Consider the following 26,995-nt stretch of genomic DNA (forward strand, 5'->3'; position numbering starts at 1 on the left):
TGGGTTTTTAGAGGCATTCGGGATATCCATTTAAGACCATTATGTCTCGAAACAACAAAAAAAGGGTAAATTCATGTATCCGTTGGCATTGGAACAGCAATATGGAGAGTTATTTCGGGAAGAATTTGCCATTTTTGCCTCCGAGTTGAATCGAAAGTTCCTCAGCATTGCTAAAAAATACATTCGCGAGAACCCAAACACCGATCCACGTCTCGATACTATCGCTTCTCAGGGACAAAATCAGACTGAAGTGAAACATGACGTCTCTGATTTACTTAAATCTCTTTTTGAACTTCGAGATGAGTATGGAGATTTCCCTCCGAGACCAAAATTTGAATCCCAAATCAAACGGAACATCCACCAAATCGATGCTTGGACTCGTGACAAAACAGGTGCGCTCATCCAAAGTCAAAACGAATTGATGGGAAGTCCGCCGAGAGCTGGAGTGAGTGGTGGTGATCGCTCCCAATTTCGAGTTCCGGCGGTGAGTTTACCAACAAATGAGTCGCCTGTGATATGGAACCGGGTGAACGAAACAATCAACAAGAATCGGAAGATTGCATCGAGTGCATTCAAATCCCATTTTGCTGATGTGCAATCGCAAATTGAAGAGGGAATTCGAAACGGAACTTCTTACCAAGACATTGCTAAGAAAATTTCTGAGACAACAGATGTCTCTCAGTCGAGAGCAGAGTTTTGGGCAAAGGATCAGGCGAAAAACTTCTTTGCAGAACAAACAAAGATCCGCCAAACTTCCGCAGGCTTTCCAGGATTTTATTGGAAAACACAAAAAGATTCTAGAGTCCGAGATACTCATTCAGACCTTCAAGATAAATATTTCACTTGGGATGAACTACCTTTTTTAAATCGAAAAGGTTTGGGTCTTGTGAGAACAAAACCAGGTGATGAATGGGGTTGTCGCTGTTGGGCTGAGCCGGCACGTGGTCCAAAAGAAAACAAAGTAAATAATGCTTCTCAACCTTCGATACAAGTTCAATCCAGAGAACCAAACCTTTCTGATTCACTTGTTGCAAAAGTACAAGTCAATTCGAAAGAACTCTTCGTTCCGAAAGTAAATCAATCCATAAATGATCTTTCAGCAATTTATAAAGTGCCTTCCTCTCTTACTCCATTCAAAGTAAATACAATGGCTCCGAAATTCCAAAAGAAGAATGTCGTGGGCTACTACGATCCAGAAAGTTCGGTGATTGCTTTGAATCCTTCTTCAAATTTTGGAGACGTAATTCAATCAACATTCCTCCATGAGTTTGGCCATTTGATAGACTATCAATTGATGGGTCCAATCGGTGTCTATGGTTCTCAATCTGCGGCACTTGCGAGTTTCAAAACGGCAGTAGTAGGAACCAAACTTTATGATCGATTGAAAATGGCATACAGAACTGGAATGATTATGCGTGATGGCGAAATTATAGAATTGTCAAAGGCATTGAGAGATAAAATTCCTTACCTCCTGAGCACTGAAGAATTTTTTGCTAGATCTCACGAAATGTATATTGCTCGAAAATTGGGATCAAGTGAGCTACTTCGCCAAATTCGCAAAAAAGAAAAAATGAATTTTGTTTCGCATTATTGGGATGATGACGATTTTAAAAAGGTTGAACAAGTTTTGGATAAAATATTTAATGAACATGGAATTCTAAAATGAGTCCTACTGAAATTAAAGAATCATTAACTGACGATGAGTTACGTCGGATCTATCATAAATTTGGAGAGTCCGAAATTTCCCGTAACCAGATGATCGCATCGATCATGTTCATGATGAAAATGGGAGAGACCGAAGCCGCCGAATTTGTCGATTGGAATCTCGCAGAGCTTGGACAAATGGAAGTTGATCTTGAAATTCGAAACAAAATTAATTCTGAAAATTCCAATACTTCTAACCTTTGATTTTTCCAAAATTTTTCCTGACTCGAAACCTACTCTCATCTTAGCCTAAGCAAGCCTTGGTTCTAAATCGAATCAATTGTAGAATTGATTTAGATGAGAACATCACCAGATGCGATTCGATATGATAGTGCCACGATAGAGCTCGTTAGCTCCACTGAGAAAGAGCAATTTCTCAGGTTCCGCGTTGCTTTCGCTCGCGCTGGTGTTTTTCCTTATTACCATCTGAACGGATCCATCAGACGTGAAGCGAAACTCCCGGAAGATTTATTTTCTGAGGAAGCCATTGCTTCTGCTCGCGGCATTCCTGCCACAGATGATCACCCTCCAGTAACTGAAAACCAAGGACTCCTAACCACTGCCAATGCGACTCGTTTTGCAAAAGGTGCGCTAGGTGATTCTATCGAAGTCGGCGAAGGAGAAATCCTTTGGGGCAACGAAACAGTTTGGGATGAGGAGTTGAAAGCTTCACTTCTCAGGGGTGAGAAGCTCGAAGTCAGTGTAGGTTCTCGATGTAAAATCGACGATACACCCGGAGAGTATAAGGGACAGCCGTATGATGTTCGCCAAACGAATATTCGATTTAACCATGTGGCCCATGTTACGAAAGGACGTGCAGGTTCAGAGGTGAGAGCCTATCTAGATCATGCAAATCCAGACCTTAACATTGCCATACGTATCGATTCAAACGATAAGGAAAACCAACGAATGAAGAAACCAGAATTTTTGGCTAAGGCCGAAGCTTTCTTAAAGAGTGTTGGCGTGAAATTGGATAGTGCCGATGGTGCTACCGAAGATCCCACAAAACAAACGCAAGAGCCGGCTGTTCCAACTCCGCAGGAACCAAAGAAGGATGAAATTCCTCCTGCTCCCACTGCTGCTCCGATGAACAACGATAGTGTTCTTATCAAAGCCCTGCAAGATCAAGTAAAACTTTTAGAAGAAACTTTGAATGCAACAAGAGCAATCTTGGAACAGGCTCTTTCTCCTGCCACGCAAGATTCCATTGCACGTCGAAGACTTTCTCTCATTGATTCGGTTCGCTCTGTTGATCCGGAAGCAAAGACGGATTCTTTATCTGAAAGAGAATTGAAACTTCTCGTAGTAACAAAGATTCTACCTCCTGCGGAAGGAGTCAAACTTGATTCCTTTGATGATGTAAAACTAGATGCTCACTTTCAAGCAGCCATGGAATTGGCGCGAACAAACGCCGCATTGAGAACCGGAATAAAAACGTCTGGTAATCAAACGCAAGCGAATCTCGATGCCGATCAAGAGATTGCTAAAATCAAACAAGATCGCCTTCAATTATCTCACACAAGGGAGAAAGTTTAATGAAACGAAATCTCATTTTTCTAATTTCAATTCTTATCTGTTCATTGATTGGAATTTCGTGTTTTTATATTGCACCTGAAAGTCTTGGTCAATATATACCGTTTCAAAAAAGCGATTTAGTAGGCTTGTTTTCAGGAGTTACTCTTGCAATCAGTGGAGTGATGCCAGACGGCGGACTATACAATGAGAAAGCCGGACTATTTGGAACAGTTGCGAGAGACTCTGCAAGCTTATATCGAGTAGGTGGCAAAGTTGCTATCGGTCGAGTTCCTTTTGGATTTGGTGTCGCTCTCGTTGCAGATGGTGAGGGCATCTCCGTTGTAGGTGCTGATGCTGTCCCTGATAAATTAGAATCCGGATCTGGTAACGCTGGCTTACGGTTGATAACTAAAGCAATCGCTACTTGGGTAAGGTTTGCCATTGTCAATCCTGGAACAAATAACGCATCTCTCGCCCTTACTTTAGAAGGTGAAGGAACACAAGATGATCCTTACGTGATCACTGTTAGTACGGCAACAAACGAATCTGCACAAATCACATCTACAGCTTCTCTCGTTAAAACTGCTTTAGAGGCTAATGCTGAAATAAACGCAATCATCGCTGTAGAACTTTTGGGAACGGGTGCAAATGCAGTCGTTGCACAAGCCGAAGCTCCTTTAACTAAAAGCATTGCTGACTTGAGATTCGATGGTGTTGCCGCTCAATCCAGTGCCGCAGGTGACTTGGAGAATGGTGCTTATCTCGATTCCCAACTCGCAACCTTCATAAATAAGGGAAACGTTTTTGTCCCTTGTGAAGAAGCAACTAAGGAACTTGATACAGTTCGCATTCGCCTTGTTACTGATGGGGCAAACATTGCAGGTCAATTTAGAAAAACTGCAATTCCAAATGTGACTGCCGTTATCAAGGGAGTCAAATTCGGTTCTCAGCAAGAAACAGGTGCCGCGGAACTAGACTTATCCTCTGGTTTCTACGAACTCACACTCGACGTATAAGGAAAAAGAAAATGGCAAGAGCATTATTTAGAAAAGAAGATTTTAATTACATCCAAAAACGAATTCTTACTCCACGTAAGAACGAATTGGTGCTAAGAAGTATCTTCTCAATCAACAACGAGACTCCCACATATGCTCATACTTTTGAAGTTGAGAATGTTCAAGATACTGGGTCTGCTCAAATTGTAGAATCAGGTGCTGATTCAGATAACATTCCTTTCGTAGGTGAATCAGTAGGTTCACAGAAAGGAGTTCTATTTAAAATTCGAGATGCGATTCGAATCACAGAGGATGATTTGGAAGCGGCAGATGCCCGTCGCCAATCAGGGAAAGGCTCTGAATATCCAGTGCAAGAAAAAAGGCTCGATGCTGCACGTAGGTTCATTGCGGAATCGGAGAATAAACTTGGAATCAAAGGATTTGTAAAGGCAGGTAAAGTAATTCAACCAGGGTTATTGAATTGGCCTGGTGTCGCAAAAGAACCTGTAGCTGGCGCGAATACAGATGCAAGACTTTTTGCAACCAAAACTCCGCAGGCAATCCTAAAGGATATCATCGATGCTAAGAAACAATTGGAAGGCACGGGAAAATTTAAGGCCGCAGGGATTCTCATCTCTGATGAAGATTTTCTCCATCTTTTAAATCCTTATTCTGAATCGACAACCATCACTATTATGCAGTGGTTATTGACTCACCAAGAATTGGTTTTCCCAAAGGGTTTCATTCGCTCTCAAGATATCACACCTCAAAATTCTGGATTCTTAGATGGCAGTACGAAGGTAGGTGGATTTTGTCTTTTCGATGATTCTGCTGATGTAGCTGAACTTATGATCGCTCGTGATCTCGAAGTAGTTCAAACACCTTGGGATGAATATCGTGGTGAGATGAAAATCAAATGTCACGAAAAAGTTGGTGGTATCTATGTTTACCAACCAAAAGGAATCGTGATAAGAACTGGCTCGTCTAAGGCCGTTTAAGCGAACCAAATTTAAAGTAAATAGGTTTTAGGAAACACCATCGTGGGGATATCAACCGTAGGACATCTAAGAGCTTTCTTGAAAGAAAAAGTGCAAAGTGTAAGTGATGAAACTTTGCAGATTTATCTTGATGATGCAGAAGGTTCGGTATTCTCCGGTGGTGTTTCTGTTACTCACGCAAGATTTGCAGAATTGCAAAGATACTTCACAGCGCACCTACTTGAAACAATGGGAATCATTCCAAAGGCAGTAACATCAGAATCAGCTGATGGTATTTCAAGATCATTTGATACTGCATTCATTCCAGGATCCAAGGAAACCTACTTGGATCTATATAAACGTAAACTACACGAAGTAAATGGATTCAAAGGAAGGATATGCTAATGCCAGGCAACGTGAAAGACATTGGAAGCATATCTGATTTGATAAATGGACTTCGAATGGTCGAAACCAAATCAGTGTATGTTGGAATCCTTGGGAACGTGGATTCTGACTTTATTAAGATAGCAGCCGCCAATGAATTTGGAGCGATCATCAAACCTAAAAAAGGAAAGTTCTTAGCGATTCCACTTGTTCCGGAAGCAAAGGGAAAATCGCCAAAAGCCTTCGGAGATTTAAAGTTAATCCGAAAAAAAGGATCTAAAGGCGAAGCCGGTGGTGTTCTCGCGCGAGTCGCTGGAACAAACATTGAACCAATCTTTGCTCTCGTGAAACAAGTAATCATTCCAGAGAGAAGTTTCCTACGAGAAACATTCGAACAGACATCTGTATTGGATGCTATTCGAGAAGAAGCTCAATTTGCGATTGAAGATTATTTTGCAGGAAAAATTGAAGCAATCCAAATTCTCCATCGAATCGGACTTCGAATGGTTGCGGAAATTAGAAATCGGATTGTAGACAACGATCCTGCTTTGGCACCCAACTCACCTCTGACTCTCAAGCTCAAGAAAGGTTCGGGGCCTCTTCGTGATTCACTTCGGCTCTTTCAAGCCATATCCTATTCCATTGATGGAGAAATCTATTCCGTGTCAGGTGGTATCGCATGATCCTCTCTTCACTTGCACAATCACTTCTTCCACATAGAAAGAATGTTTCCCTTTTTGTAAAAGGACCTAAAGCGAAAGATGACAATGGAGAATGGCATGATAGCATTGCCGTTCGACATGATTTAATTTGGCCAACAACCAGCGTATCATCAAGACAGTTTCAATTGTCGGCTGATGGAGATTATACGACAGAAGATAGAAACTTCTTCCAACTAATAACAGAAGAATCTTTGTTCGATATAAAGCAAGGCGATGAGTTCTTGTACAAAACCACTTACTTTGTTGTGAAAGACATAAAGGATATGACCGAAGAAGCCGGTTATCTTCGCTATGTTTGCAAAAAGAAAATCCCTCAAACTCCACCAAGGACTTCCTAATGATTACCAAAGAGATCACAGAAATATTTACGCATCTAGGCACCGAACTCGGGAAGGAGTTTGCACGAATTAAGGGAACACCTGTTGAGGAAGCCGTGAGCCTTGCCATTGATCGAGTGGATCAGGTTGCAGATCGACCATCGTATCCATACGGAACCTATCGACTCGGAAGCATCAAAAGGATGCCAACAAAAAGTTCATTCCATTTGGATGAAGACATCGTAGTCGGTGGAGAAATTGATTCTGAAAAATTCAAACGAACAGAGAAGAAGCGAGCCTCTGCATTCATTTCCTTTTCTATTTTACATGAAAAATCTTTGGCTACTGCAATCGCTCTCGCAGATTTTGCCATGGAATACTTTGATTCAGAAGAAGGTATGGCCTTCTGTGAATCCAAAGGAATCACTCCGACATTAATCAGCGATGCCGTTGAAGATCGCACCGTTGTTTTCGATAATGCTCGATACGATTACAAAGCTGGGTTCGATTTGAACTTCAGTTTTTATAGAACCAAAGAATCAGAAATACCTCTGATGCAACCACCTAATAGCGATTCTATTCAAATTCAGGATGAGGAAACTTAATGCAATCAGTCATTGAACCAATTGTAGTAAATATCAGTTTGGCGAACACGGCCGTCGCACAAGCAAACTTTGATTTGGCCTTACTTTTGGACACCAAAGCTCCATTGTATTTCGCAAAGCTCCTGAGCGGTGAGTCGGGACTGATTTGGAAAGCAAAGACTGGTGGACCCGTTTTCATCAATGTTGTTTACGTAGTTTCTGGAAATAACACTGCTCTCTCAGTGGCTTTGACAGGCTCAGGCACGTCGGAAGCTCCACACATAATCACAGTCAACCTGGCAACCAATGGATCTGGAACAGCAACTTCAACGGCTTCGGCAGTAAAGACTGCGGCAGAGGCGGTCGCAGAGGTTGCGGCACTAGTAACTATTCAACTGGAAGGAACAAGTGGTAACACGGCACTTGTTGCCGTAGCTTCTACGCCTCTTACTTATGAACGTTACATGGAAATCCTAGAGGCCGATGATCTTTTGGCACTTGGATTTTTAAGTTCAGATGTCGCTTACAAAAAAGCACAGGCGTTTTTTGAACAGCCGGATGCTCCAGGAAAATTGGCAGTCTATTTGCTCACAGCTTGGTCTGCTATCGAAACCGAAATTGCAGCTCTCAGGAATTCAGGTAAAAATTCTTGGTACAAGGTGATCGGGACTACGAATACAAAATCAGAAATCATTTTGAATTCGAATTATATGGCTTCGATTCGCAAACGATACTTCGGTTTGACTAATGACTTAACAATCCTCGTTGGAAGAAATCAGGATCGTGAACTTTTGATTCTTCATACGGATTTGAACAATCATGCCGATGCACGTTTGCTAGGTGCTACAGTTGCACTTGAGCCAGGAACTTTCAACTATGCGTATCTTCGATTGTCCGGCGTGACCAATTCCGGATTTACCAATTCACAAGTCTCTTCGATCCTTGAGGATCGTGGAAATGTGATCGCTATGTTCAGTGGCTTTCAAGTTTTTTGGAAAGGCAAAACAACTGGTGGTTCATGGGCTGATATAATCGATTTGAAAGATTGGTTAGAGGCTCGTTTGCAAGAAGATGTATCTGCTGTTTTCTTAAACAACAGACGAATTGGATACACTTTGACCGATGTAGACAAAGTTGAATCCACAATGAGAACGAGAATGGATTCTGCCGCCAAACAAGGCAAAATCGCACCAGTCGAAAGTGAAGCAGATCTAGTAAGGTCAGACATGGGAGCCTATCAATACAAGATATTCCTTCCAGAATCAATCGCGGAAATACCAGATAACGAAAGAAACAACCGCATCTTTCCTTCCATCAAGTTTAGTGCCAGATTGGTTGGTGCTATCAATGAAATGGATATCGACGGCGTATTTACTTAAGGAGAATTAAATGCCAAACGGATTATGGGACCCAAAAAAACATTCGGTATCAGTTGCTTTAAATGAAGTTGTTGGATTTGCGACAGACAATCATTACAAAGTTGAACGTATGACTGCTGATCTTATTTCTTCTCAGTCTGGTGTCAAAGGGGAAGCAAACGTATCGAAATTCTATGACAATAGAGCGAAGATAACAATCGTTCTTCTCGGAGATTCACCTTCCAATGCAAAGTTTGACTTACTCGCAAAAGCAGGGATTCCATTCCCTATTTTATGGAAGGACAAGTCAGATGGTGGTGAGATTGGATTTTCTGAAAAATGTTATGTGATGACACCGGCGGTTTCAGAAAGAGGAAAGGAATACAAAGATAAAACTTGGGTATTTCTAGCATTAGATTACAACGGAGCATACACATAATGAGCGATCAAAAAACTACAACAGAAGAGAAAAATGAAAAAGCTTTTCCTAAAAATCCGATTCTGAAAAAAATCACACCCGACGGTCGCAAAGCGGAAATCACTTTCATCGATGGTCTTGATTATCGATTGGAACATCCAGGCAATCGGAAAGCCGATGAATGGCGAGGTGTAAGTTTGACTGAAAAAATCTCCAATGGAGATTTGATGGATAACTTCTTTGAGTATTGTGTTTTCCCAATGGGAACACATAGCAAACCAAACTTCGATTCACTTCATCCTTATGCGTCGGAGGTTTGGTCTAAGACGGCCCATCGGTTTCTTGGTGGGAAGTTGGACCGATAAGTTTTCGTTATTTGATCGAAGCCCAAGTCCAGAGAAATTTCAAAAATATGTTTATGAGTTGTACAAGAAGAATCGTTCTTACTGGCAACCGTTCATATTAGGAGTAAGTTCCTTTTCACAATCTGAAATCGATTCGATGCCAAATTTATGGCATCGAGTTTTTTTAGAAGCATTGTCGGAAAGAATGGAATACGAAAACAAAAAGTTAGAATCAATGCGATTAGGAGTTTAATTTGTCACTGCGATCTCTCAACATTGAAATCAATCTAGCCGGCGATGCAGGTGAAGAAATGTCTGCATTAGATGAGAGAGTCGCAGAGATAAAAGATCAATTCGGAGATCTAATAGATAGAGTAGACTTATTTAGTATTGAAGCCGCAAATTCTATTGAAGATTTCGGATCCTCAATTGCTGATAATATCGCAAATAAATCCAATCCACAAATTGCAGAAATGGCTCGGCTATTAGGAAAGACCGAAACCGAAGTCGCCAAACTTATTTCACAAACAAAAAATGATTTAAAGCTAGATGAAGATTTGATGAATGCAGCAAAAGCAGCTGGACTATCGGATAAAGAATTTGCAAAATTAAATCAAACACTTGGTAAGACTAAAGAATCTGCAAATGGAGTCGGAAGTTTACTCAAAGCAGTTGCCGCTACAGGTGCTATTGCCTTTATGTCGAGCTTCGCAAGTTCTTCTCTCGATGCATACACTGCACTCGAAAAAGAAAGAACGATGCTAGTCAATTTAGCAGAGGATCAATATCCCAAATTAGAAAACTCAATCAATAAAGCAATGGCCGCATCCGGTGGACTCGAATCAGAAGGATCATTAAAGGAGGCCGCAAACGCCGCATTGAAAATGGGAGCTTCTGTTGATTTTGTTTCTAATTCGCTTTCTGGTATGCAACAAGCGGCAGCAGTCACTGGTGGTTCACTTGGCGGTATGATGGAACAAGCGCAAAGTGCAATCCTTACAGGATCTGCGAAATTGTTCAAAGAAAATGGTGCAATTTTTTCACAATATCGGGAACAGTTCAAAGCCATAGGTACGGGGGCTGACCAAACATCCATTAAATTGCGAGAAGCATTAGTGACCAAAGCCCTATCAGAAAATACAGCTTTAACGGAACAGTATGGAAAGCATATGCAAACTGCCGGTGCACGAGCTCAAGTATTTTCACAAAGAATGGGAGATCTTAAAGAAACGATTGGCGAATTAATCAACAATGCTATAGCTCCTTTCCAAGTAGCAATAATTCCCATTCTAAATTACTTTACTGATGCAGAAAAAGGAACTGCAAGAGTTGGATTTGCCTTACTCGTTCTTGCTCCAGTGATTGGAACTATAATGGTTGCTGCCTTGAAAGCAATGGCTGTTGCTGCATGGACCGCAATGGCACCTTTCCTACCATTCATAGCCATTGCTTTAGCAGTAGGTGCCGCTATTGCAGCTGTTGTATTTGTAGTTCAAGATTTAATAGAATGGATGGATGGAGGAGAGTCAATCATAGGAGATTTTCTTGGTCCATTTAAGGATTTTGATTTAGCCAAACTCTTCAAAGGTATGTTAGATCGAGTTTTAAACTTAGTAAGGACTTATGGTAAATGGATCATTATTGCTATGTTTCCCGTTTCTGCTCTATTTTTCTTTTGGGATGAGATAGTTGCTTTCATTTCTGGAATTCCAGACAAGATCGTTGGATTCTTTAGTTCAATGAAAGATAAAATCAAATCATTATTAAAAGATATTTTGCCAGAATCCTTTATCTCCGGTTTGAAATCAATAGGTATCGATTTGGGATCTAACTCAGAACGAGTAAACGATGCCATCATAACAAAAGATGGCAAAGTGATCCACACCCACCCCGATGATAATCTATATGCTTTCAAAAGTTTACCTGGTGCAAGTGGTGGATCTGATTCATCTTCTACAAAAGGATCTGCGCGAGGCCAAGTAGGTGGAATCAATTTTAAAATCGAAATCGAAAAAGTAATTCTTGGGAATGGAAGTGTTCAGGAAGATGCTTACAAATTTCTAGAGATGATTGAATCCCTCATGGATGAAAAGCTTGCTCCAAAACTCAGAAAGTTACTTGGAATTCCAGAGGTAGAGTACTGATGGGAATTCTTTTCGGACGAGAGACCCTTGCTTTGAAGGGAGGAGAAGAGGAAGTTGAATTAAATGTTTCAACTAATATCGATTATGCATACCCTGCCGAAGTTACTAAACATCCGATTGAAAGAGAAGATGGATTTAAACAAACGATTGCTGATCATGTTTTACTAGGTGAACGTGCAATCAATTTGAATTTCGTTCTCTCCTCTTCCACTGAAATTTTTACTCTCAAACGAATGACGGTTGATGCTAAAATGAAACAGCTCGTTGTCTGGCAATCAAAAGGTCAGATCCTAACGCTTCTCGGTTATTCAACAAATGGAGTATTGGCTAAGGTATTATCCTTTTTACCTTCGATTTTTCAATATGTCGAACCTGATGATGAAATGGAACGATACATTGGAAGGTCACTCGATGAAATACCAAACCTTCTTCTAGGACCAGTTAATTTTAGTGAATCATCTGAAACGGGAAACGATGTCTCCGGAACTTTATCTTTGTATCCATCCATTATAGTTGAAGCAAAATCGAGAGCAGTCGCAAGAGTTCCAAACAAAGGCAAAGCCACAAAAAAGAAAGATGAAAAAACTTCTGAGCCAGCGACTGCCAAAAAAACTTCTTGGGCTAAGTCGTTATTCTAATGGCAGAATTTGAATATTTAGAAATTGATTTCGAAGAGTTGCCAGTATCGAAAACTTATAATTTTGGCGGTATTGATTTCCCTATAGAATTTCATTATAACTCAATAGGGAATTTCTTTACGATGGTAGTCCGAAATCCTGATGATCAAATCATTTATTCCACAAAACTTTTGTATGGTGTCAACGCAAATCATTGCATCGTTGATGGTTTTCCATTCGATGTTTCGATTCTTCCTCTCGATTTAAACGATGTTTATTCAGAAGAAATTCGAGAATATACTTTCGACAAAAATTCAATTGGCCGAGTGAAAATCTATTTAGGAAAAATCAGTGAATAAGAAACTTTTCAAACGAATTGCTTCCATTGATCTCATTCCTGTCAGTGGCCTTGCGAAGACATTTATTTATCCACCTTTTCGAATCGACTTTGAAACAGATTTTGATAGATTTGCTTCTACAAAAATCAGATTATACAATCCAAACAAAAATACAATAGAAGCTTGTGATCCAGTAAAAGTTGGATCCTCATTTCAATATGCCGATTTGGTTTTAACAGCTGGTTACGAAGATTTAAGTGGGATTGTATGTGGTGGAAAAATCTTTCAAAGCAAAGTCGCAAATTCCGGAACTGATAAAATTCTTGAACTTTCAATATCAGAGAAAGCAGGGATTTGGTCAGAAACAAATATACTTAAATCATATAAGAAAACTCCTGCCAATATAATCCTTTCCGATATTTGCGAAAGTTCCAACATTCAAATTGGAAAAATTTCACTTGGAGAAAATAAACTCTTGTCATACGGAGCAACATCACTTCGAAAAGCCATTGACGATATTTGCAATAACACAGGCTCGGAATTCTATTTTGACGAAGGAAAGATTTATATCGTTGCAAAAACAAGTTCGCCTCAACCATCTCAAATTTATCTGGATTACACATCGGGGCTCATTGGCAGACCTGAAAAGCTTGAGAAAAAACGATGGAAGATACGAAGTTTATTTCGACATGAATTTAGATTCAATCAGGCTATCAAAGTCAAAGGTGGCGATTTAGATTCGCAGATTAAAATCATAAAGGGGAAAAGCAAATTCTCAACTCATTCCAACGAAGCTTACTCGGACATCGAGGGCATAGAGATATGAATGAGTTTGCAAAATTACTAGATGATCTTTTAAAAAATAGATTGTCAGAAATTTTAATAGGATGCCCGGCTATGGTTCAATCTTTCAATAAGCAAGAAGCCACTGTCTCAATCAAACTTCTTCTCAAAAAGAAAGAAGGTTTTAAGTTTCTTCCTTTTCCTGTTCTTTCAGATATACCGGTTAACATCTATTACTCAGGAGGATTTTTTATGAAACCTGAATATAAGTCTGGTGACATTGTTTGGGTGAACTTTGCCACTCATTCTATTCAAAACGCAATGCTCGGTCAATCAGATGAAACATCTGAGTCTGCGTTTAATATTCATGATGCTTTTGTTGTAGGTGCATACAAAACCAAAAAGAATATTAAACCTAAACTTTTGCAATTGTTAGGAAAGGATGGAATTGTTTTGGGACATGAAGATGGGGATTCTTATATCAATATCAAGAAAGATGAAATCATCTTCCAAGTCGGAGGGGATAGCGGGCATAAGATGACAATGACCGATGATAAACTTGAATCTAATAAAGATATCGAAACTGAAAAAGATGTAATTGTTGAATCAAAAATCAGAAGAATTTCTGGAATCAAGCACGGACACGTAACTTCAGCAGGTTCTTCGATATCCAAAATTCCAATTGGAGAAGCCTAATGTTAGATAAAGATTCTGCGTTGCCGAAACTTCGTAAATTTATGGATCCATCGTTTATTGATTATCTTGGAGATTCTACATCAAAGGAACAAGCCAATGAGAGAGCTATTGATTCTTGGTCAGAAGCATGGTATGAAATGGCGAAGGCCGTAACACCTCCGTCTACTACTGCCAATGCGGCAAAATTAGCTTTTGAAGGGGCGGCATATGCAATGAATCTGGATCCGACAGGCTTAGTATTTAAACTCGCATGTGATGCGTTTGCTGAAACCTTATGTAATGGAATCGTAGGCCACACTCTCGTTCCACACGTTGGTCAATTTCAGGAATTGATTCCGCCCGGGTTGACTCATGAAAAAGAATGTGATCTAAGAACCGATTTGATGGATACCTGGTTAAGAACTTGGAAAGTATTAAACATTACTACTAGCCTTGAGGTTTCTTTATCATGAGAGGACTTCTGATTCGCAATAATGATACCGTTCGAGAAAATGGAAGATTAGTAGTTATAGATGGAATTGATTATTACAAACAAAGAATACTTATAGCTATCAAAACAAATTTCCAAGAGAATGTTTATGCAAGAAATGTAGGGATCAATTGGGTTCAAATATTTTCAGAAAAAGTATCTCAGGATCGAATCCTAAGTGAGTTAAGAAAAGTTATTTTAAAAGATTCTGAAACAGTAGCAGTTACAAGCCTTGAAATTGTTGAGTTTAACAGAGATAATAGGAAACTGTCTGTGAAATTCAAATTAATAAGCATTTACGGAAATCTAACTCTTATTGAGGATTTATAATGTCCTACGGAGTTACGGAACAAGGATTCATTCGAAAAACAAAAAGTGAAATCATAAGGGATATGAAGGATAGATCATTGAGTCTCCTTGGTCCCGATACAGATTTATCAGAATCATCGGAAGATGGTCTTCGTATATTGATGCAAGCTGATCTATTGGATGAAGTTTGGCAAAAAATCGAAGATGTTTTTTATGCCAATTTTTTGGAAACTTCCTCTGGAGTATCTTTGGATCGTGTCGTAGCAGAAGGTGGAGTGGAAAGAGCCAAACCAAAAAGATCAATTGTATCTCTTAAGTTCGAGGGAGTTCCTGATTCTCCAATTGAAGTTGGAATAATTTCGCAAACACCTCAAGGTATTCAATTCATAACAATCGAATCTGGTGTCATACTTGGAGATGGTTTTGGAACAGTATTGGCACAAGCAATCCAATTTGGAGTGATTGGAAACGTTGATGCGGACACTATAACAGAAATCAATACGCCAAAGAACGGTATCCTATCCGTAACAAATCCAGAAAGTGCTACCCAAGGAAGGATCCGAGAAACAGATCCTGAATTGATCTCCAGATATAAAGAAAGAGGAACTTCCGGTGGAAGCTCAGCAGTACAAATTCAAAATCTATTGAAGAATGAACAAAGTATAGTTACTGCTAAAGTTTACGAGAATGCAACAAAGCTTCCGGATGCTGATGGCCGACCACCTAGCAGCATGGAAGCGGTCATTGAAGGTGGAAGTCCAGAACTGATTGGAAACATTTTTATCAAAAATTGGCCAGGTGGGATTGAAGCATTTGGTGACGAATCTATAACAATCATCGACAATGAAAACATTCCGAGAACTTATAAATACTCCAGACCAACCGATGTTCAAATTTATGTTAAGATCACAATCGAAACTACGGACAAATGGATCGAAGGATCCGAGCAAGTGGTAAAAACAAACTGTATAAAAATTGTCGGCGGAACCGATACAATAGGACCTATTTCAACTGTATATTCTGGGAAAGGCTTAGGTGAATCACTTGCCTCTTGGGAACTTGAAGCTTCGCAATTGGGAGTTGATGAATTCAAAACTGATAAGGTGGCCGGGATCAAAAATATCGAAATTGAAATAGGAATTACTGAGCCTCCGGAAGAAACTTTTGTAAACGCGACAGGTAGACAAAGACTCAAACTTATCACAGAAAACATTGAGGTTGCCTTCGTATGACACCTGTAATGGAGATCATAAAAAACTATCCTTCTTCTTATTTGAATCAAAATGAAGATTCAGATACTGGAAAAAGATGGCAGATTATTGCTCCTGAATTCCAAGAGATAAATGCTGCTATTGAAACCCTTTACTTTCTAAAAGATTTTTCAAGACAATCAGGTCGAATCCTTGATTTGATCGGACAAAATGTTCGTCAAAAAAGAAACGGACTTGATGACGAAAAATTCAAAATCTTTTTATCCATCGCCAATTCGAAAAGACAATCAAAGGGTGATATCTATTCTCTCAATGAAATAGGAAATCGTATCGTAGCAGGTTCTGGAAATCTATTTGAAATTCGTGAGCTTTGTTATTTGGAGGGAACTCGTTTTCTTGATGGATCCATTCTTCTCAATGGTGAAGTTCCATTATCTGGCTCACTCAAGCAGCCAGCAACAATAGAGATTGTTTTGAATGGAAGAATCAATGATTTAAAAGTCATTTCAGAATTCAATCAAGCAATTGCCGATATAAGAGCCGGTGGTGTCGAAGCAATCATCTCTTATCGATTTGAAATCTATTTATCTGAAATGTTGAAATTCAATTTTCGTAACATTGAATTTGATGGTTCTTGGCCTCTTGATGGATCCTCTTTATTTAGTGGTGATCGCGTTGAAATAATTCCGTTTGAAATTGCCGTCGGAACTGGAGCGGAACCCGGAGGGAATTTAAGAGAACCTGAATTTGAAGACACTGGCCTCCAAACCGAAGTTTTACGGAAGCTGTGTGCAATTAGAAGAACGAGTGAAGGTTTACAAGAGTTTTCTATGAAAATTAAAACCGGTGAAGCCATTGGAGACTCTATAAATGAAATAGGAATATTTCGAGAATCAGGTGAGCCTTTCGCTCTCTTTTCTTTTCCAGGAAAACCGAAAGATGGTTATATTAATTATGAATTTGTAATACGAGAGGGCTTATAATGATTTTCATTCTAATCAGAGAAACACATGTCGAATTACCAGAGGTTGGGAAACGTTGCATCGATAGATTGCCTCTGGTTTCAAATGCTACAATTGAAAAACTCTTTTTGCATTGTGATCAAATGGGTTTGTCGCGTATTTCTGGAAACGGTACTGATTCTATTTTTGTAAGAACATCCGATTTATCTTCCGTGAAGAATGGACTCAAAGATTTTTTCAAAATCCAAACTCCTTTAAAAATTACTGAACAATTTGTGATTTTTGAGCAAGAGTTGGGGGAATAAGAAATGGTATTTATAGTTACTCCAACAAGAACTTGGAATCGAATCACTCCAGCTGATGGTGATTTGATTAATCCTGAAATTCTAAGGATTTATGCTAACCTCAATCACTTGAAAGATGCACAAGATAATCCTTCACTAGGATTCCAACAACTAAATAATACTCCGAGTTCATTCTCCGGGAAAGTTGGGCAAATTCCTCTAGTCAATCAAGCTGAAAACGGGTTAGTTTATCAGAGAGTTTTTGGACTTTTAGATACAAAATGGAGCTCTAGAAAATTTAGTCCATCTCCGGAAGAGCCCTGGTTCCGAAAAGATTTAGATCATACTTTCGACGTTGAGAACTGGCCTCTCTTAATCAATCCATTGCGAAACATTAAATGGGAATTTGGTGCCGCTTCTGTTTTCAATGTCACCGGATTTGCAACTGGATCAGTCACACGTTTGCAGTTGGAGGACACTCTTACGGCACGAAATGTCGTTCGTGCGTTACTGGAAGATTATCATTATTCGAAATCTTATACTGCTTCAACTAACGCAGATGGAACGGATAGTGATACAGAATTTTCTGCTTGGGCTTTCATTGTAAGAATCGCTTCTGATATCGGAACAGGAGACAATGCACCTAAACTTGGACAAGAATTTAGAATCCGATATTTAACATCCCTAGCAAATACACTATCAGTTTCAAATCGATATATTTGCATCGATAAAGACACCTCCTCGCTTGCCACAACAGGCACCGGAACAATTGAAATTTATCCTTATCGAATTGCATCGGGCGGAACTCCTAATACGAGCAGCGCTAGGTGGAGAAAAATGCCTGAGTCTGGATTAATGACTCCAGGTGCTGTTTTTTATTCCGGAACTGATCTTGTCGAAGTTCCTGCAAATGCAAGAGTGAGAGATAGAGGACAACTTCACTGGCACCAAGCCTATAGAGGTGGTGGCTCGACTTCTACATCGGGACCAGATACTGCGACTTTGCTAGGTGCTACAGATGTAAGTTCGTATGTTTCACAACTTAATAATGTCAGAGATATTGTTTCTGACCCTTTGGGAGGAAATCCGAGAAATGGTCCAAGTGTTAGGATTCGGTCAGGTGTTGAATACCTATATGGAAATGGCGTAATTTACATTGCATGAGGTTAAAATGTATTATTTAGTTCAAAACGATTCACTTATAGACCAATCTGAAAACAAATTAGATCTCGAATTGGTAATCGAGAGTGGAATGATGATATTCGATTCTTGGCCCCCGGCAGGGAAGAAGTTTGCAAATGGTGAATGGATTGAGAAATCTATATCCGAGAAAACAGAAGATGGTGAGATCAGTTTGGAAGATCGTCGTAATATTTTGAAATCGGAAATCCTATCATTTTGCTACAATAAACTTGAACAAGGAGTTCAATTCCAAAGTTTTAATTTTCAAGCAAGAGAAGAGGATCTAATTAGAATGTCCCTTGCTCTGAAAAAAATCGAATTGGGTGGGACTTGGTCTGGATATTGGAGAGACAATGTAAATCAATGGAGAGCGGTCACAGTTGAGCAATTAGGTGAGCTTGCGCTTACAGCTGGAAATTTTTGGGAAACCTGTTTTCGTAAATCGAGAACTCTAATCGATGAATTGCCTTCGAAAAGCAAATCTCAGCTTTCAAGTTATAATATAAACCAAGAATGGAACCAAATTGCTTAATATCGTTTAGTTGCATTTTTGGTGCGTAATTGAATATTCAGTCTTGCGCGCGAATATAATTTTTCATCTATTCCAATTCGTTTCACTTTCGGATTACACGCATTAGGACTTGCAAACTTCATTTTACCATTCAATGAAAGCAAATTTGATGAAATCAAATAATTGCGCGAGTCTGTCTGATCAAATTGGATCATAAGTGGTAGTTTCACTTGGTTACATTTCCAATAAAAACGCAATGTTGGATCATTTACGTTCACATCTTGCCAAAAAAATTCGAATTCGTTTTGATTCTGACAAAATTCGAAGGTTTTAGAATCTGCATTTGTTTGCCGAAGATTCTTCCTTGGAAATATTGAAAATACAGATTTCTGATAGCCGAAACTAGAAAATATTCCACGTGGAATCCAAATTTCAGTCTCGACTTGGTTTACTAACTCTTTTGCTTTTGCCTCACCTAACTGTTTTTTTGATTCCAAATACAATGAATTGGAAAGTGTATTGGTAAATTCTGGAAAAAATCGATCACCAACATTTGTTTTTGTAATCGCCTGGAAAATCGTTAGGTCAGCCAACTCTTTTCCAACCAAAGATCTGTACTTCCACAAAATAGAAGGAATGAATGTAAAATTCTTTTTAAAATCACTTTCCGTAATGGAATCATAAAACCCAATTTCACGATCCAAACGAAACGAACTGACTAATAACTGCCGCTTCACTCCTTCACAAGTTTTATGAGAATACAACTCAGGATAATCAATCATAGAAGCTGCATAATAATCGGAGATCCCTTCCGCAAGAGAACGACCAATCGCATTATTCCCTAAATATTTTCCAGTGATGAGATGAGTGTATTCATGGTAAATGGAATCGGGGCATGCGGCTGTGTCAATTATCCGATCAAAAACAAATCGATCTACGATTGGAAAATCCCATTTAGGAGCAAACCACATTTCGTTATTCCATTTTCCTTGTATTTCGGATGGAGGAATGGTAAGCGCAGTATTCTTTAATTTTACTTTTGGATCATAATACAACAATGGTGAATAAACATATGGAGCATCCACTCGAATGATGATTTTTTGTTTTGGAGTTGTTGTAACATTTTTGAATCCAGCTTGTTTATAAATTTGATTAAATCTCGATTCAATTTTTTGGAGTTGGTAACCCAAAGTGAGTAATTTCTGATTTCCATAAACTTGTTCTAAAAGGATAGGATCTTTTTCGAACTGGGAATGGATGGAAAAATTCTCCAATACATAATGTGAAGTTGACTTGAGGTTTAGTTCCTCTCTTGTTATTTTTTTTGGAACAAATTGTTTTTGTAAGGGTTCCCAATCCAATACCTGATCATCCACCTGGGAGACCCCAATTAAGTTTGTAGTAATCAAAAATAAGAACACTGAAGAGAAACCAAAAATTCTCTTTTTCATTCGATTCAACTTCATGGATTTCCTCCGATAGATATTCGTTGTTAAAAAAACAATCTCGCTTCTCCATTATTTTAACATTTAGAAAAGCAAGATTTAGATTTTTAAATGAAACTAATGTTTTGAATCAATTAGATCCCAAGTCCAACAGAGTCATACATCCCACCAGTCACTACTGTTCCGAATCCACCGGCATGCACTAAAATCCCAACGATAGCGACAACTGTAACTGACGCTAAAACATTCTCCATGATTTTGAAATTATTTCCGTGTAAGTAATTTCCAGTAGCTTCTTTCAATTGAATGGATGAAGCTATGCTGTCCAAATCTTGGTCGAGTGTTCCAGCAAATTCAGCGTTTTTGATCGCTCTTTTGATTCTTACAAATTCACTCGGAGTTATGTGAGCTTTTAAATAGTCATGAGCTTCTTTGTTAGTCATACCATTTGTGACTAAAAGATTTGCTGCTTCTTTTACTTTGATTTGGTTTGCAGGAGATGCAAAAGTAACTTGCGAAGCAAACACGATCGCTATCAATAAACTAATTTTCTTTTTCATGGCTTTGTCCTCGTAACAAATTTGTTTTGAGAGTGTTTTCAAAACGGCTCTCACAAACTTGACTCCAATCATACAGGGAATGGTTCGCCAAATCGTCTGATTGGATCGGATTGGTTGGAAAACTACGTCCGGTTGGATCGAATAGGATGTTTTTTTAGAATTTTTTCTCTGTATTCTCTTGGAGTGGTTCCCGTTTCTTTTTTAAAAGCTTCATTAAACGTAGATTTGGATCCAAAACCAACATCATAGGCAATGGCGAGAAGTGATCTTTCTGGTTCTTTTATGATCCGGTCTTTGGCTTCATTGATTCTATAAGAATTTGTGAACTGATAAAAACTTTTTTTCATCTCAGAATTTAAAAATTCTGACAGCTGGTGTGAACTTAAGTTCAATTCTTCTGCTAAATCACGAAGGCTAAGTGTTTCATCTCGGTAAATCATTTGAATTTCAAATAATTGTTTTAGATTTTCACGGATGAGATTATGATCTAATTTAGAGATTTGAGAGATTTTTGCTTTTTTTTCGTCTTCAACAATCTTCCGGACTTCCAAGAAGAAATCCGGATAACTCTGACGAATCACATACAAAATGCATAAAAAAATACCAATTGCGAGCCCAGAAATTTGAAACGAAGTGTGATCTCCAGTGGCGATTGATTTAAGTCCGTATAATGACAATGCAAAACAAAAACCGACAATTGTGGTTCCAATGCGGAGAGTGTAGTTTTTGCGAAACGTACTCCATCGAATTTTCTTAGAAATTCGCCATACAATCCGAATCATACACCAGAAATAGATGAAAATGGTAATTAAGACCAAAACAATCGGTTTTTCTAAGTATGGATTCACCCCATTGGCTTCTTTTACCAAGTCATTTGAATGGTTCCATAGATTCCATAAAAGAATGATAAGAAAGGTAAGTAAAATGGGAACGATGCGGTATGATAATCGTCGGAAGGAACGAAACTTCCCTTCCAGAACAATGAGGAAGTACTCATCTAACAAAACACCTAAACAAGCAATCATGGGTAAATTTGTTAGATACAATGGATAAAAGGAACGAATATGACCTGAAGAAACTAGATATAAATTGAACAAATGGTAACTTGTTCCTAAAAAGATAACCCCAAGCAAAATCTGTTTTCGATTTTTATGGTAACTAAAGAATTCTCCTACTGCATAGAGAAAGGCAAGAATCGTTGAGAATAATAAAAAGAAATTCAAAGATTCAAAATGAGTCTGAAAAAATAAATCCATTCAAATACCAACTGTCAAATTTCACTTAAGAAATTGTGACCTTTAGACTCAAGAAACAAGAGTGACATCTGATGTGACCATTCCTTTTTGCTAAAGAAACAAGGCATTTCTCTTAAATTTGAGAGAAAGAATTGGCAACTTTTCAACACAATTAGTCCGATTCGATCGAAACGGAGGTAGAAATGAGTTTGAATTGATCCACTTTGACGACTGATACATTGGATTGTTCTATCATTAGAACATAAAGAGGTGCTTTATGTCTTTTGTTAGTTTATCCAATCCATTACTTCAGACCAAGGTTGAGACTGATTTCTCTCCCATACGTATGGGATCCCAATCAAAATCCATTCAAACGGAAAATGAGAAAAATTTATTATTACAAGGGAACATTTTTTACCATAGCCAACTTTCCATTTCAGTATCTGCAGCTGATATGGCATTTTACTGGAAACGTTGCGATGTTTTAGCAAATTTTATTTCACAATTTTACTTTCACTCTTACGAATCGAAACAACTTGATAAAAATACAATTTCAACGGTCATCAATGAACTAGTGGAAAATGCAGCAAAACATTCTGACAAGGAAAATAACAAAATCACAATAGAAATTAAAGACCTCGGGAACCAATTAAGAATTGAAGTGAAAAATAAAATTACTCCCTGGATGAAGGCAATTTTTGAAAACAAAATTCTTACCTTACAAACCAATCCCATCAATGATTTGTATTTTGAAGCACTTGAGGCAAATAACAGAGGAAATGCGAACTTTGGCATTGGATTACTTCGATTGCTCAAAGATTACCAACTTCCAATTGCTTATGAGTTTACAAAACTAGAAGGGAATGTATTTGAAATCACTATGAGAGCTCATATTCTCATCTCTGAAAACGAAACTCTCTAAACTTTTGTTTAAGGTAACTCATTTTTGATAACACACAAGTTTCGCAAATGTCATGATTTATCACATGGATTTGAGGATGTCGAAGAATCCAGGGAAACTTGTGTCCACCCAACTTGTATCATCAAACGTCAGTTCGATGCCTGATAATTTAGACAATATAGCAAAACTCATGGCAATCCGATGGTCCATAAAGGTTTCAATTTTTGCTTTATTGATGGATCCTATTTCACCAAATTCATATCCATCCTTCATTTCATTTACCTTGACACCTAATTTTTCTAAATTGGATACCATTGACAAAATTCTGTCTGATTCTTTGGCTCTCAGTTCTTCTGCATGAGAAATTTGAAATCCACCTTCTGAAAAAAGTCCTGCTATGGTTAAGATAGGAATTTCATCAATAATAGAAGGGATTAAATCTTCTGTGATAACAGTTCGTTTCAATTTGGAAGGGTAAACAAGTAAGTCTCCAATTTCTTCACCGCATTCGATGCGTTTGGCGATTATCTCAATTTTTCCACCCATTTTTTGTAAGACAGTCAGAATCCCAATCCGCGAAGGATTGAGTCCAATGTTTTTGATGAGGAGTGGTTCGGATCCTCCAACACAAAGCCCAAATACAATATAAAAGGCTGCGCTAGAAATATCACCTGGGATCACATACTTAGTTCCTTCAAAATTGTAAGGAGGATTTACTGTAAAATGCACTGGAGAATGATGGACGATGTTTCCACCAAGAAACCGAATCATATTTTCAGTATGGTCTCTCGATACTTCAGATTCTTTGTAGTCAATGGAGATGTCTGAAGACAAGGCGGCAAGGACTAAAGCACTTTTGATTTGTGCAGAAGCAATTGGACTTTGGTAGGTATAATCTTTTAATTGTTTCCCATGGATACGGAGTGGCGCTCTGTCGTTGCCATCGACAGATAGAATCTCAGCTCCCATCTCTTTTAAAGGGTTCATGATTCTTGCCATAGGTCGTTTGCAAAGGGAAGCATCTCCTGTAAGGGTAGCGCGAATCTGAGGGAGTCCCGCCAATAACCCTGCAGACAGACGAATTCCTGTTCCAGCATTTCCAAAATCCAAGACACCAATCGGAGATTTCAGATTTTTTTTGCCTGGGCTTTCGACTGAATAACTTCCTTTCCCGAGAGAACTGACAGAAAGACCCATTGATTCAAAACAATGCAAGGTATGGAGGGGGTCTTCCCCTTCTAAAAAGCCATGGATTTCGGATTTCCCTTGGGAGAGTGCACAAAAAAGCACGGTCCTATGTGAGATGGACTTATCTCCAGGGACATAAATTTCTTTTTTTGCATTTAATTTGATTTGTGGCTGCAACATGTTGTATTTTTCTAAAAAGTATTTTGCAATTTGGCGCTTCTTTATTAGCGTTTGTCGGAAACCTAAGTTTCATTTACGAACAACCAAATGCCTCTAGATACCAGTAAAAATAACCAAAAGATCCCAGTCAATCCAGGTGAAGTCCTTTTCATTGGTGGTAAAGCCGCAACGTCGATGAACATACTCCATGAGGGTTCGGTTCGAGTTGAGACTACCCTCGGTGATACAAGCATAGTTCTCTATAGTTTGGAAGGTGCAAACCTTACTCCAGGTATCTTTGCACTCTTAGAAGGAACGCCCTACCCTTATACAATTCGGGCAAAAACATCATGTGTTGTATCAACATATGTGATGAACCAACCCAATGCAAAAAAAACTCTCACAACAAAGGTATCAGTTGGGGTTATGGCAGTTCGCACCTTACTCAAGGAAATTGGAGAACTTTACAAACGAGTATTATCCATCAAAGGACTCGCTTCCAAATTTGATCAAACGATGGATAACTTGGGTGCAGTGTATTATATTTTAAACCCTTCTATTTTTTCTGATGTGACTCCTGGCGCAAAAATTACTCGAGACGAAAACATCATCGATCCTGTGATGAAACTCATTCGAAACAATCTTGCAGGTTTCCAAGAACATGGTGGAATTTTGCCTGAAAAACCAACGGTTCATTTTTTAGAGGAAGACCATGGTGAATTTTTCGAAAAGGATTATAGTGAAGCGATCGAATGGAATGATGCAGAATTTCATTTCATAAGAAAAATCCTTTCTGTGAATCCCAAAATTTCACAAGCTTTATTCGAAGCAGATCCAAGTTTACTACAAAGTGCTGCTGAAAGTTATGTAAAAACATATCGTGAATTATTTGAATTACTCAGCAAGGAAACCTATGAATTATCGGAAACAATGAATTCTATGTTTGTAGGCGAAAATGGTTTATTAGAAAAATTCAATCTTACCCTAGATTTATTTAATACGGGTTATTCGACAATTCCTTCTACTGTTTTACTTCCAATTACAGAATGGGCTCTGAAAAAATCAAAATCTCTTCTCGATGAATACAAACAAATATTTGGAACCAATTATGCATCAACAGGAAATTGTTTAGAGAAACTAGAATCAAAACAATCCGAACTAACATCCAAGTTTGGTCATGAATTAAATGCACAAAAAAACAAAGAGGAAGCGATTGCCCAAGGTAACGATCCAATCCGGGCAGGTATTGATACCAAGGCTTTAAAAGTTGAATTATTAAACTCAGCTAGCCAAATTTTAAACTATTCCCAAGCAGACCCAGAATCAGTAAAAGAGTTTTCGACTCTCATGGTGAAGCTTAAGTCTTTCAAAAATCCATTAGATCCGGAACCAGACAATCGTAAAATCAGAAGAACCATTGCCAAAACGTATTGGGATGTGTATAAAAAATCTTTCACAAAATGGTTACAATCTGGCAAACAAGCACCGAAAGCCGTTGAACTTATGTTACGTTACGGTTATTTTGATGAATCCTTACTTGATGATGGACATATCGTAGAGCTAGTAGGAAGGTTGTACCAACCTGGAGGGAATCCAAGTGCACCAATCCACCATGGAACAGATTGGTTAGAAAAAATTTATTCACGAGAAGTGCCAACGTCCGTGGACGAATTAGGGCAAACATTTTTTGAAAAATTGAAAATGGACCTAAAAGATTCTGGAATCAAATCGGAAAAAGACATTCCACCAGATTACGATACAGGAGAAGCAAGGCTTGGATCTGAAATAACATCCATGTACGAACCAAACGTAAGATTGACGTCAGGAAATATTGCAAGCCACTTTCCTATCTTAACAAAATACCATATCACAATTCCACTTGAGAAATGTTTTGTTTCCAAAGATGATGTTGAGAAAGCTCTACAATATATTTTGGGTATTGATTATACAGCATTCAATCGAGAAGTGATCTACAGAAACGAAGATATTGGAATCAAAAATGAATTCATCCAAAGGTCGATCATTCCAGATTTTATCTTAGTCCCATCAATTGGACCTAAAATTATGATGTGGCAAGACCTTTCAATCTTTCGCGGAGCTGGTTCCAAAGAGTCTAGAGGTAGAATTTGTATCCCTCATTTTGTAACGGGAGATCTCAAAACATTTATGTTGGAAGCTATCGCAGCGTTCCGTTGGGAATTATGTAAAAACATCCTTGGACCGGATTGGAACAATGTGGGAATTCCATCCATCACAGCAGATTACACGGATTATGTGCAATTTTATAAAAAAAGTAAGGATCTTTCGCCAGAACTCAAAGAAAAAATTTCTTCTGAATTCAAACGATTCCGAACTGACCGCGATAAATTTGCTTACGACTATTCTTTGTGGATACGATACGAAGCTGAAGGAGTACAACGTGTCAACCGAGTGGTACGTTCTATCTTCTACAGGCACATACCATTCCACAAAAATATCAGGGAAAAAGTATCAACACAACCGGCGTATGCAGAACTACACAACCGGTTCAAAAACATTCGCACACGACAACATAAAGAATTTGAGAATAAGTATAAAAAGTACATGGATGCCAGTGGAAATTTACCAAAAGAATTGTATGAAAATTTAACTTTTTACGAAGTTTAATCCTTGCCAACCTCCGTAGATGCAACACAATTGCATC

The 26,995-nt window shown here is 38.6% G+C and carries 30 protein-coding genes; 26 read left to right on the top strand and 4 right to left on the bottom strand.

Annotated elements, in window-relative coordinates; all coding sequences use genetic code 11:
- Nucleotides 1-73: 73 nt before the first annotated feature.
- From EHQ43_RS08745 to EHQ43_RS08860, 24 genes are all read left to right on the top strand, one after another.
- Complete coding sequence (locus tag EHQ43_RS08745; RefSeq protein ID WP_135770840.1) at nt 74-1,666, top strand: phage minor head protein; 1,593 nt, start codon at nt 74-76, stop codon at nt 1,664-1,666.
- Nucleotides 1,663-1,908 carry a hypothetical protein gene (locus EHQ43_RS08750; protein WP_135770842.1) on the top strand — a complete coding sequence of 82 codons (246 nt, stop codon included), beginning with the start codon at nt 1,663-1,665 and terminating at the stop codon, nt 1,906-1,908. The genes EHQ43_RS08745 and EHQ43_RS08750 overlap by 4 nt, the downstream gene beginning before the upstream one ends.
- A gap of 93 nt (nt 1,909-2,001) precedes the next feature.
- Complete coding sequence (locus EHQ43_RS08755; protein ID WP_135770844.1) at nt 2,002-3,240, top strand: DUF2213 domain-containing protein; 1,239 nt, start codon at nt 2,002-2,004, stop codon at nt 3,238-3,240.
- On the top strand, nt 3,240-4,235 hold the full coding sequence (locus EHQ43_RS08760) for a hypothetical protein (protein ID WP_135770846.1): 996 nt from the start codon (nt 3,240-3,242) through the stop codon (nt 4,233-4,235). Before EHQ43_RS08755 ends, EHQ43_RS08760 begins: the two co-directional genes overlap by 1 nt.
- A gap of 11 nt (nt 4,236-4,246) precedes the next feature.
- Complete coding sequence (locus tag EHQ43_RS08765; RefSeq protein WP_135770848.1) at nt 4,247-5,212, top strand: major capsid family protein; 966 nt, start codon at nt 4,247-4,249, stop codon at nt 5,210-5,212.
- A gap of 78 nt (nt 5,213-5,290) precedes the next feature.
- Nucleotides 5,291-5,596, top strand: coding sequence for a DUF4054 domain-containing protein (locus tag EHQ43_RS08770; protein ID WP_167481772.1), 306 nt, complete (start codon nt 5,291-5,293; stop codon nt 5,594-5,596).
- Nucleotides 5,596-6,258: a hypothetical protein gene (locus EHQ43_RS08775; RefSeq protein ID WP_135770852.1), complete on the top strand. Its 663-nt coding sequence runs from the start codon at nt 5,596-5,598 to the stop codon at nt 6,256-6,258. Before EHQ43_RS08770 ends, EHQ43_RS08775 begins: the two co-directional genes overlap by 1 nt.
- On the top strand, nt 6,255-6,635 hold the full coding sequence (locus EHQ43_RS08780) for a hypothetical protein (protein ID WP_135770854.1): 381 nt from the start codon (nt 6,255-6,257) through the stop codon (nt 6,633-6,635). Before EHQ43_RS08775 ends, EHQ43_RS08780 begins: the two co-directional genes overlap by 4 nt.
- On the top strand, nt 6,635-7,219 hold the full coding sequence (locus tag EHQ43_RS08785; protein ID WP_135770856.1) for a phage neck terminator protein: 585 nt from the start codon (nt 6,635-6,637) through the stop codon (nt 7,217-7,219). Before EHQ43_RS08780 ends, EHQ43_RS08785 begins: the two co-directional genes overlap by 1 nt.
- Entirely contained in the window at nt 7,219-8,577 is a 1,359-nt protein-coding gene (locus tag EHQ43_RS08790; RefSeq protein WP_135770858.1) for a DUF3383 family protein, read from the top strand. The genes EHQ43_RS08785 and EHQ43_RS08790 overlap by 1 nt, the downstream gene beginning before the upstream one ends.
- A gap of 10 nt (nt 8,578-8,587) precedes the next feature.
- Complete coding sequence (locus EHQ43_RS08795) at nt 8,588-8,995, top strand: phage structural protein (RefSeq protein WP_244242719.1); 408 nt, start codon at nt 8,588-8,590, stop codon at nt 8,993-8,995.
- Nucleotides 8,995-9,339, top strand: coding sequence for a hypothetical protein (locus EHQ43_RS08800; RefSeq protein ID WP_135770860.1), 345 nt, complete (start codon nt 8,995-8,997; stop codon nt 9,337-9,339). Before EHQ43_RS08795 ends, EHQ43_RS08800 begins: the two co-directional genes overlap by 1 nt.
- A gap of 233 nt (nt 9,340-9,572) precedes the next feature.
- A complete protein-coding gene (locus EHQ43_RS08805; RefSeq protein WP_135770862.1) occupies nt 9,573-11,462 on the top strand; it encodes an LIC12611 family phage tail protein in 1,890 nt (629 codons plus the stop codon).
- Nucleotides 11,462-12,100 (top strand): phage baseplate protein, encoded by a 639-nt coding sequence (locus EHQ43_RS08810; RefSeq protein ID WP_135770864.1) that lies wholly within the window; start codon nt 11,462-11,464, stop codon nt 12,098-12,100. Before EHQ43_RS08805 ends, EHQ43_RS08810 begins: the two co-directional genes overlap by 1 nt.
- Nucleotides 12,100-12,438: a phage baseplate plug family protein gene (locus EHQ43_RS08815; protein WP_135770866.1), complete on the top strand. Its 339-nt coding sequence runs from the start codon at nt 12,100-12,102 to the stop codon at nt 12,436-12,438. The genes EHQ43_RS08810 and EHQ43_RS08815 overlap by 1 nt, the downstream gene beginning before the upstream one ends.
- Nucleotides 12,431-13,243, top strand: coding sequence for a phage protein (locus EHQ43_RS08820; protein ID WP_135770868.1), 813 nt, complete (start codon nt 12,431-12,433; stop codon nt 13,241-13,243). Before EHQ43_RS08815 ends, EHQ43_RS08820 begins: the two co-directional genes overlap by 8 nt.
- Nucleotides 13,244-13,314: 71 nt before the next feature.
- Complete coding sequence (locus tag EHQ43_RS08825; protein ID WP_135770870.1) at nt 13,315-13,896, top strand: Gp138 family membrane-puncturing spike protein; 582 nt, start codon at nt 13,315-13,317, stop codon at nt 13,894-13,896.
- Nucleotides 13,896-14,348, top strand: a complete 453-nt coding sequence (locus EHQ43_RS08830) for a hypothetical protein (protein ID WP_135770871.1) — start codon at nt 13,896-13,898, stop codon at nt 14,346-14,348. Before EHQ43_RS08825 ends, EHQ43_RS08830 begins: the two co-directional genes overlap by 1 nt.
- Complete coding sequence (locus tag EHQ43_RS08835) at nt 14,345-14,695, top strand: DUF2634 domain-containing protein (protein ID WP_135770874.1); 351 nt, start codon at nt 14,345-14,347, stop codon at nt 14,693-14,695. The genes EHQ43_RS08830 and EHQ43_RS08835 overlap by 4 nt, the downstream gene beginning before the upstream one ends.
- Entirely contained in the window at nt 14,695-15,906 is a 1,212-nt protein-coding gene (locus EHQ43_RS08840) for a baseplate J/gp47 family protein (RefSeq protein ID WP_135770876.1), read from the top strand. The genes EHQ43_RS08835 and EHQ43_RS08840 overlap by 1 nt, the downstream gene beginning before the upstream one ends.
- Nucleotides 15,903-16,868: a phage tail protein gene (locus EHQ43_RS08845; protein ID WP_135770878.1), complete on the top strand. Its 966-nt coding sequence runs from the start codon at nt 15,903-15,905 to the stop codon at nt 16,866-16,868. The genes EHQ43_RS08840 and EHQ43_RS08845 overlap by 4 nt, the downstream gene beginning before the upstream one ends.
- A complete protein-coding gene (locus EHQ43_RS08850; RefSeq protein WP_135770879.1) occupies nt 16,868-17,152 on the top strand; it encodes a hypothetical protein in 285 nt (94 codons plus the stop codon). The genes EHQ43_RS08845 and EHQ43_RS08850 overlap by 1 nt, the downstream gene beginning before the upstream one ends.
- Nucleotides 17,153-17,155: 3 nt before the next feature.
- Nucleotides 17,156-18,295, top strand: coding sequence for a hypothetical protein (locus EHQ43_RS08855; RefSeq protein ID WP_135770881.1), 1,140 nt, complete (start codon nt 17,156-17,158; stop codon nt 18,293-18,295).
- 7 nt (nt 18,296-18,302) lie between these two features.
- Nucleotides 18,303-18,845, top strand: a complete 543-nt coding sequence (locus EHQ43_RS08860; RefSeq protein WP_135770883.1) for a DUF4376 domain-containing protein — start codon at nt 18,303-18,305, stop codon at nt 18,843-18,845.
- Here EHQ43_RS08860 and EHQ43_RS08865 read toward each other — a convergent pair.
- From EHQ43_RS08865 to EHQ43_RS08875, 3 genes are all read right to left on the bottom strand, one after another.
- Nucleotides 18,842-20,290 (bottom strand): hypothetical protein, encoded by a 1,449-nt coding sequence (locus EHQ43_RS08865; protein ID WP_135770884.1) that lies wholly within the window; start codon nt 20,288-20,290, stop codon nt 18,842-18,844. The genes EHQ43_RS08860 and EHQ43_RS08865 overlap by 4 nt on opposite strands.
- 113 nt (nt 20,291-20,403) lie before the next feature.
- Nucleotides 20,404-20,829, bottom strand: a complete 426-nt coding sequence (locus EHQ43_RS08870) for a hypothetical protein (protein WP_135740765.1) — start codon at nt 20,827-20,829, stop codon at nt 20,404-20,406.
- 122 nt (nt 20,830-20,951) lie between these two features.
- Nucleotides 20,952-22,085 (bottom strand): AraC family transcriptional regulator, encoded by a 1,134-nt coding sequence (locus EHQ43_RS08875; protein WP_135770886.1) that lies wholly within the window; start codon nt 22,083-22,085, stop codon nt 20,952-20,954.
- A gap of 256 nt (nt 22,086-22,341) precedes the next feature.
- Between EHQ43_RS08875 and EHQ43_RS08880 the strand changes: the two genes are divergently transcribed.
- Nucleotides 22,342-22,986, top strand: a complete 645-nt coding sequence (locus tag EHQ43_RS08880) for a slr1658 superfamily regulator (protein ID WP_208730997.1) — start codon at nt 22,342-22,344, stop codon at nt 22,984-22,986.
- 60 nt (nt 22,987-23,046) lie between these two features.
- Here EHQ43_RS08880 and aroA read toward each other — a convergent pair whose 3' ends face one another.
- A complete protein-coding gene (gene aroA, locus EHQ43_RS08885; RefSeq protein ID WP_135753096.1) occupies nt 23,047-24,333 on the bottom strand; it encodes a 3-phosphoshikimate 1-carboxyvinyltransferase in 1,287 nt (428 codons plus the stop codon).
- Between the two features lie 87 nt (nt 24,334-24,420).
- Between aroA and EHQ43_RS08890 the strand changes: the two genes are divergently transcribed.
- Nucleotides 24,421-26,958, top strand: coding sequence for a cyclic nucleotide-binding domain-containing protein (locus tag EHQ43_RS08890; protein WP_135740688.1), 2,538 nt, complete (start codon nt 24,421-24,423; stop codon nt 26,956-26,958).
- The last annotated feature ends 37 nt before the right edge of the window (nt 26,959-26,995 follow it).

Origin of the sequence: Leptospira bouyouniensis (assembly GCF_004769525.1) — a bacterium.
Classification (GTDB): domain Bacteria; phylum Spirochaetota; class Leptospiria; order Leptospirales; family Leptospiraceae; genus Leptospira_A; species Leptospira_A bouyouniensis.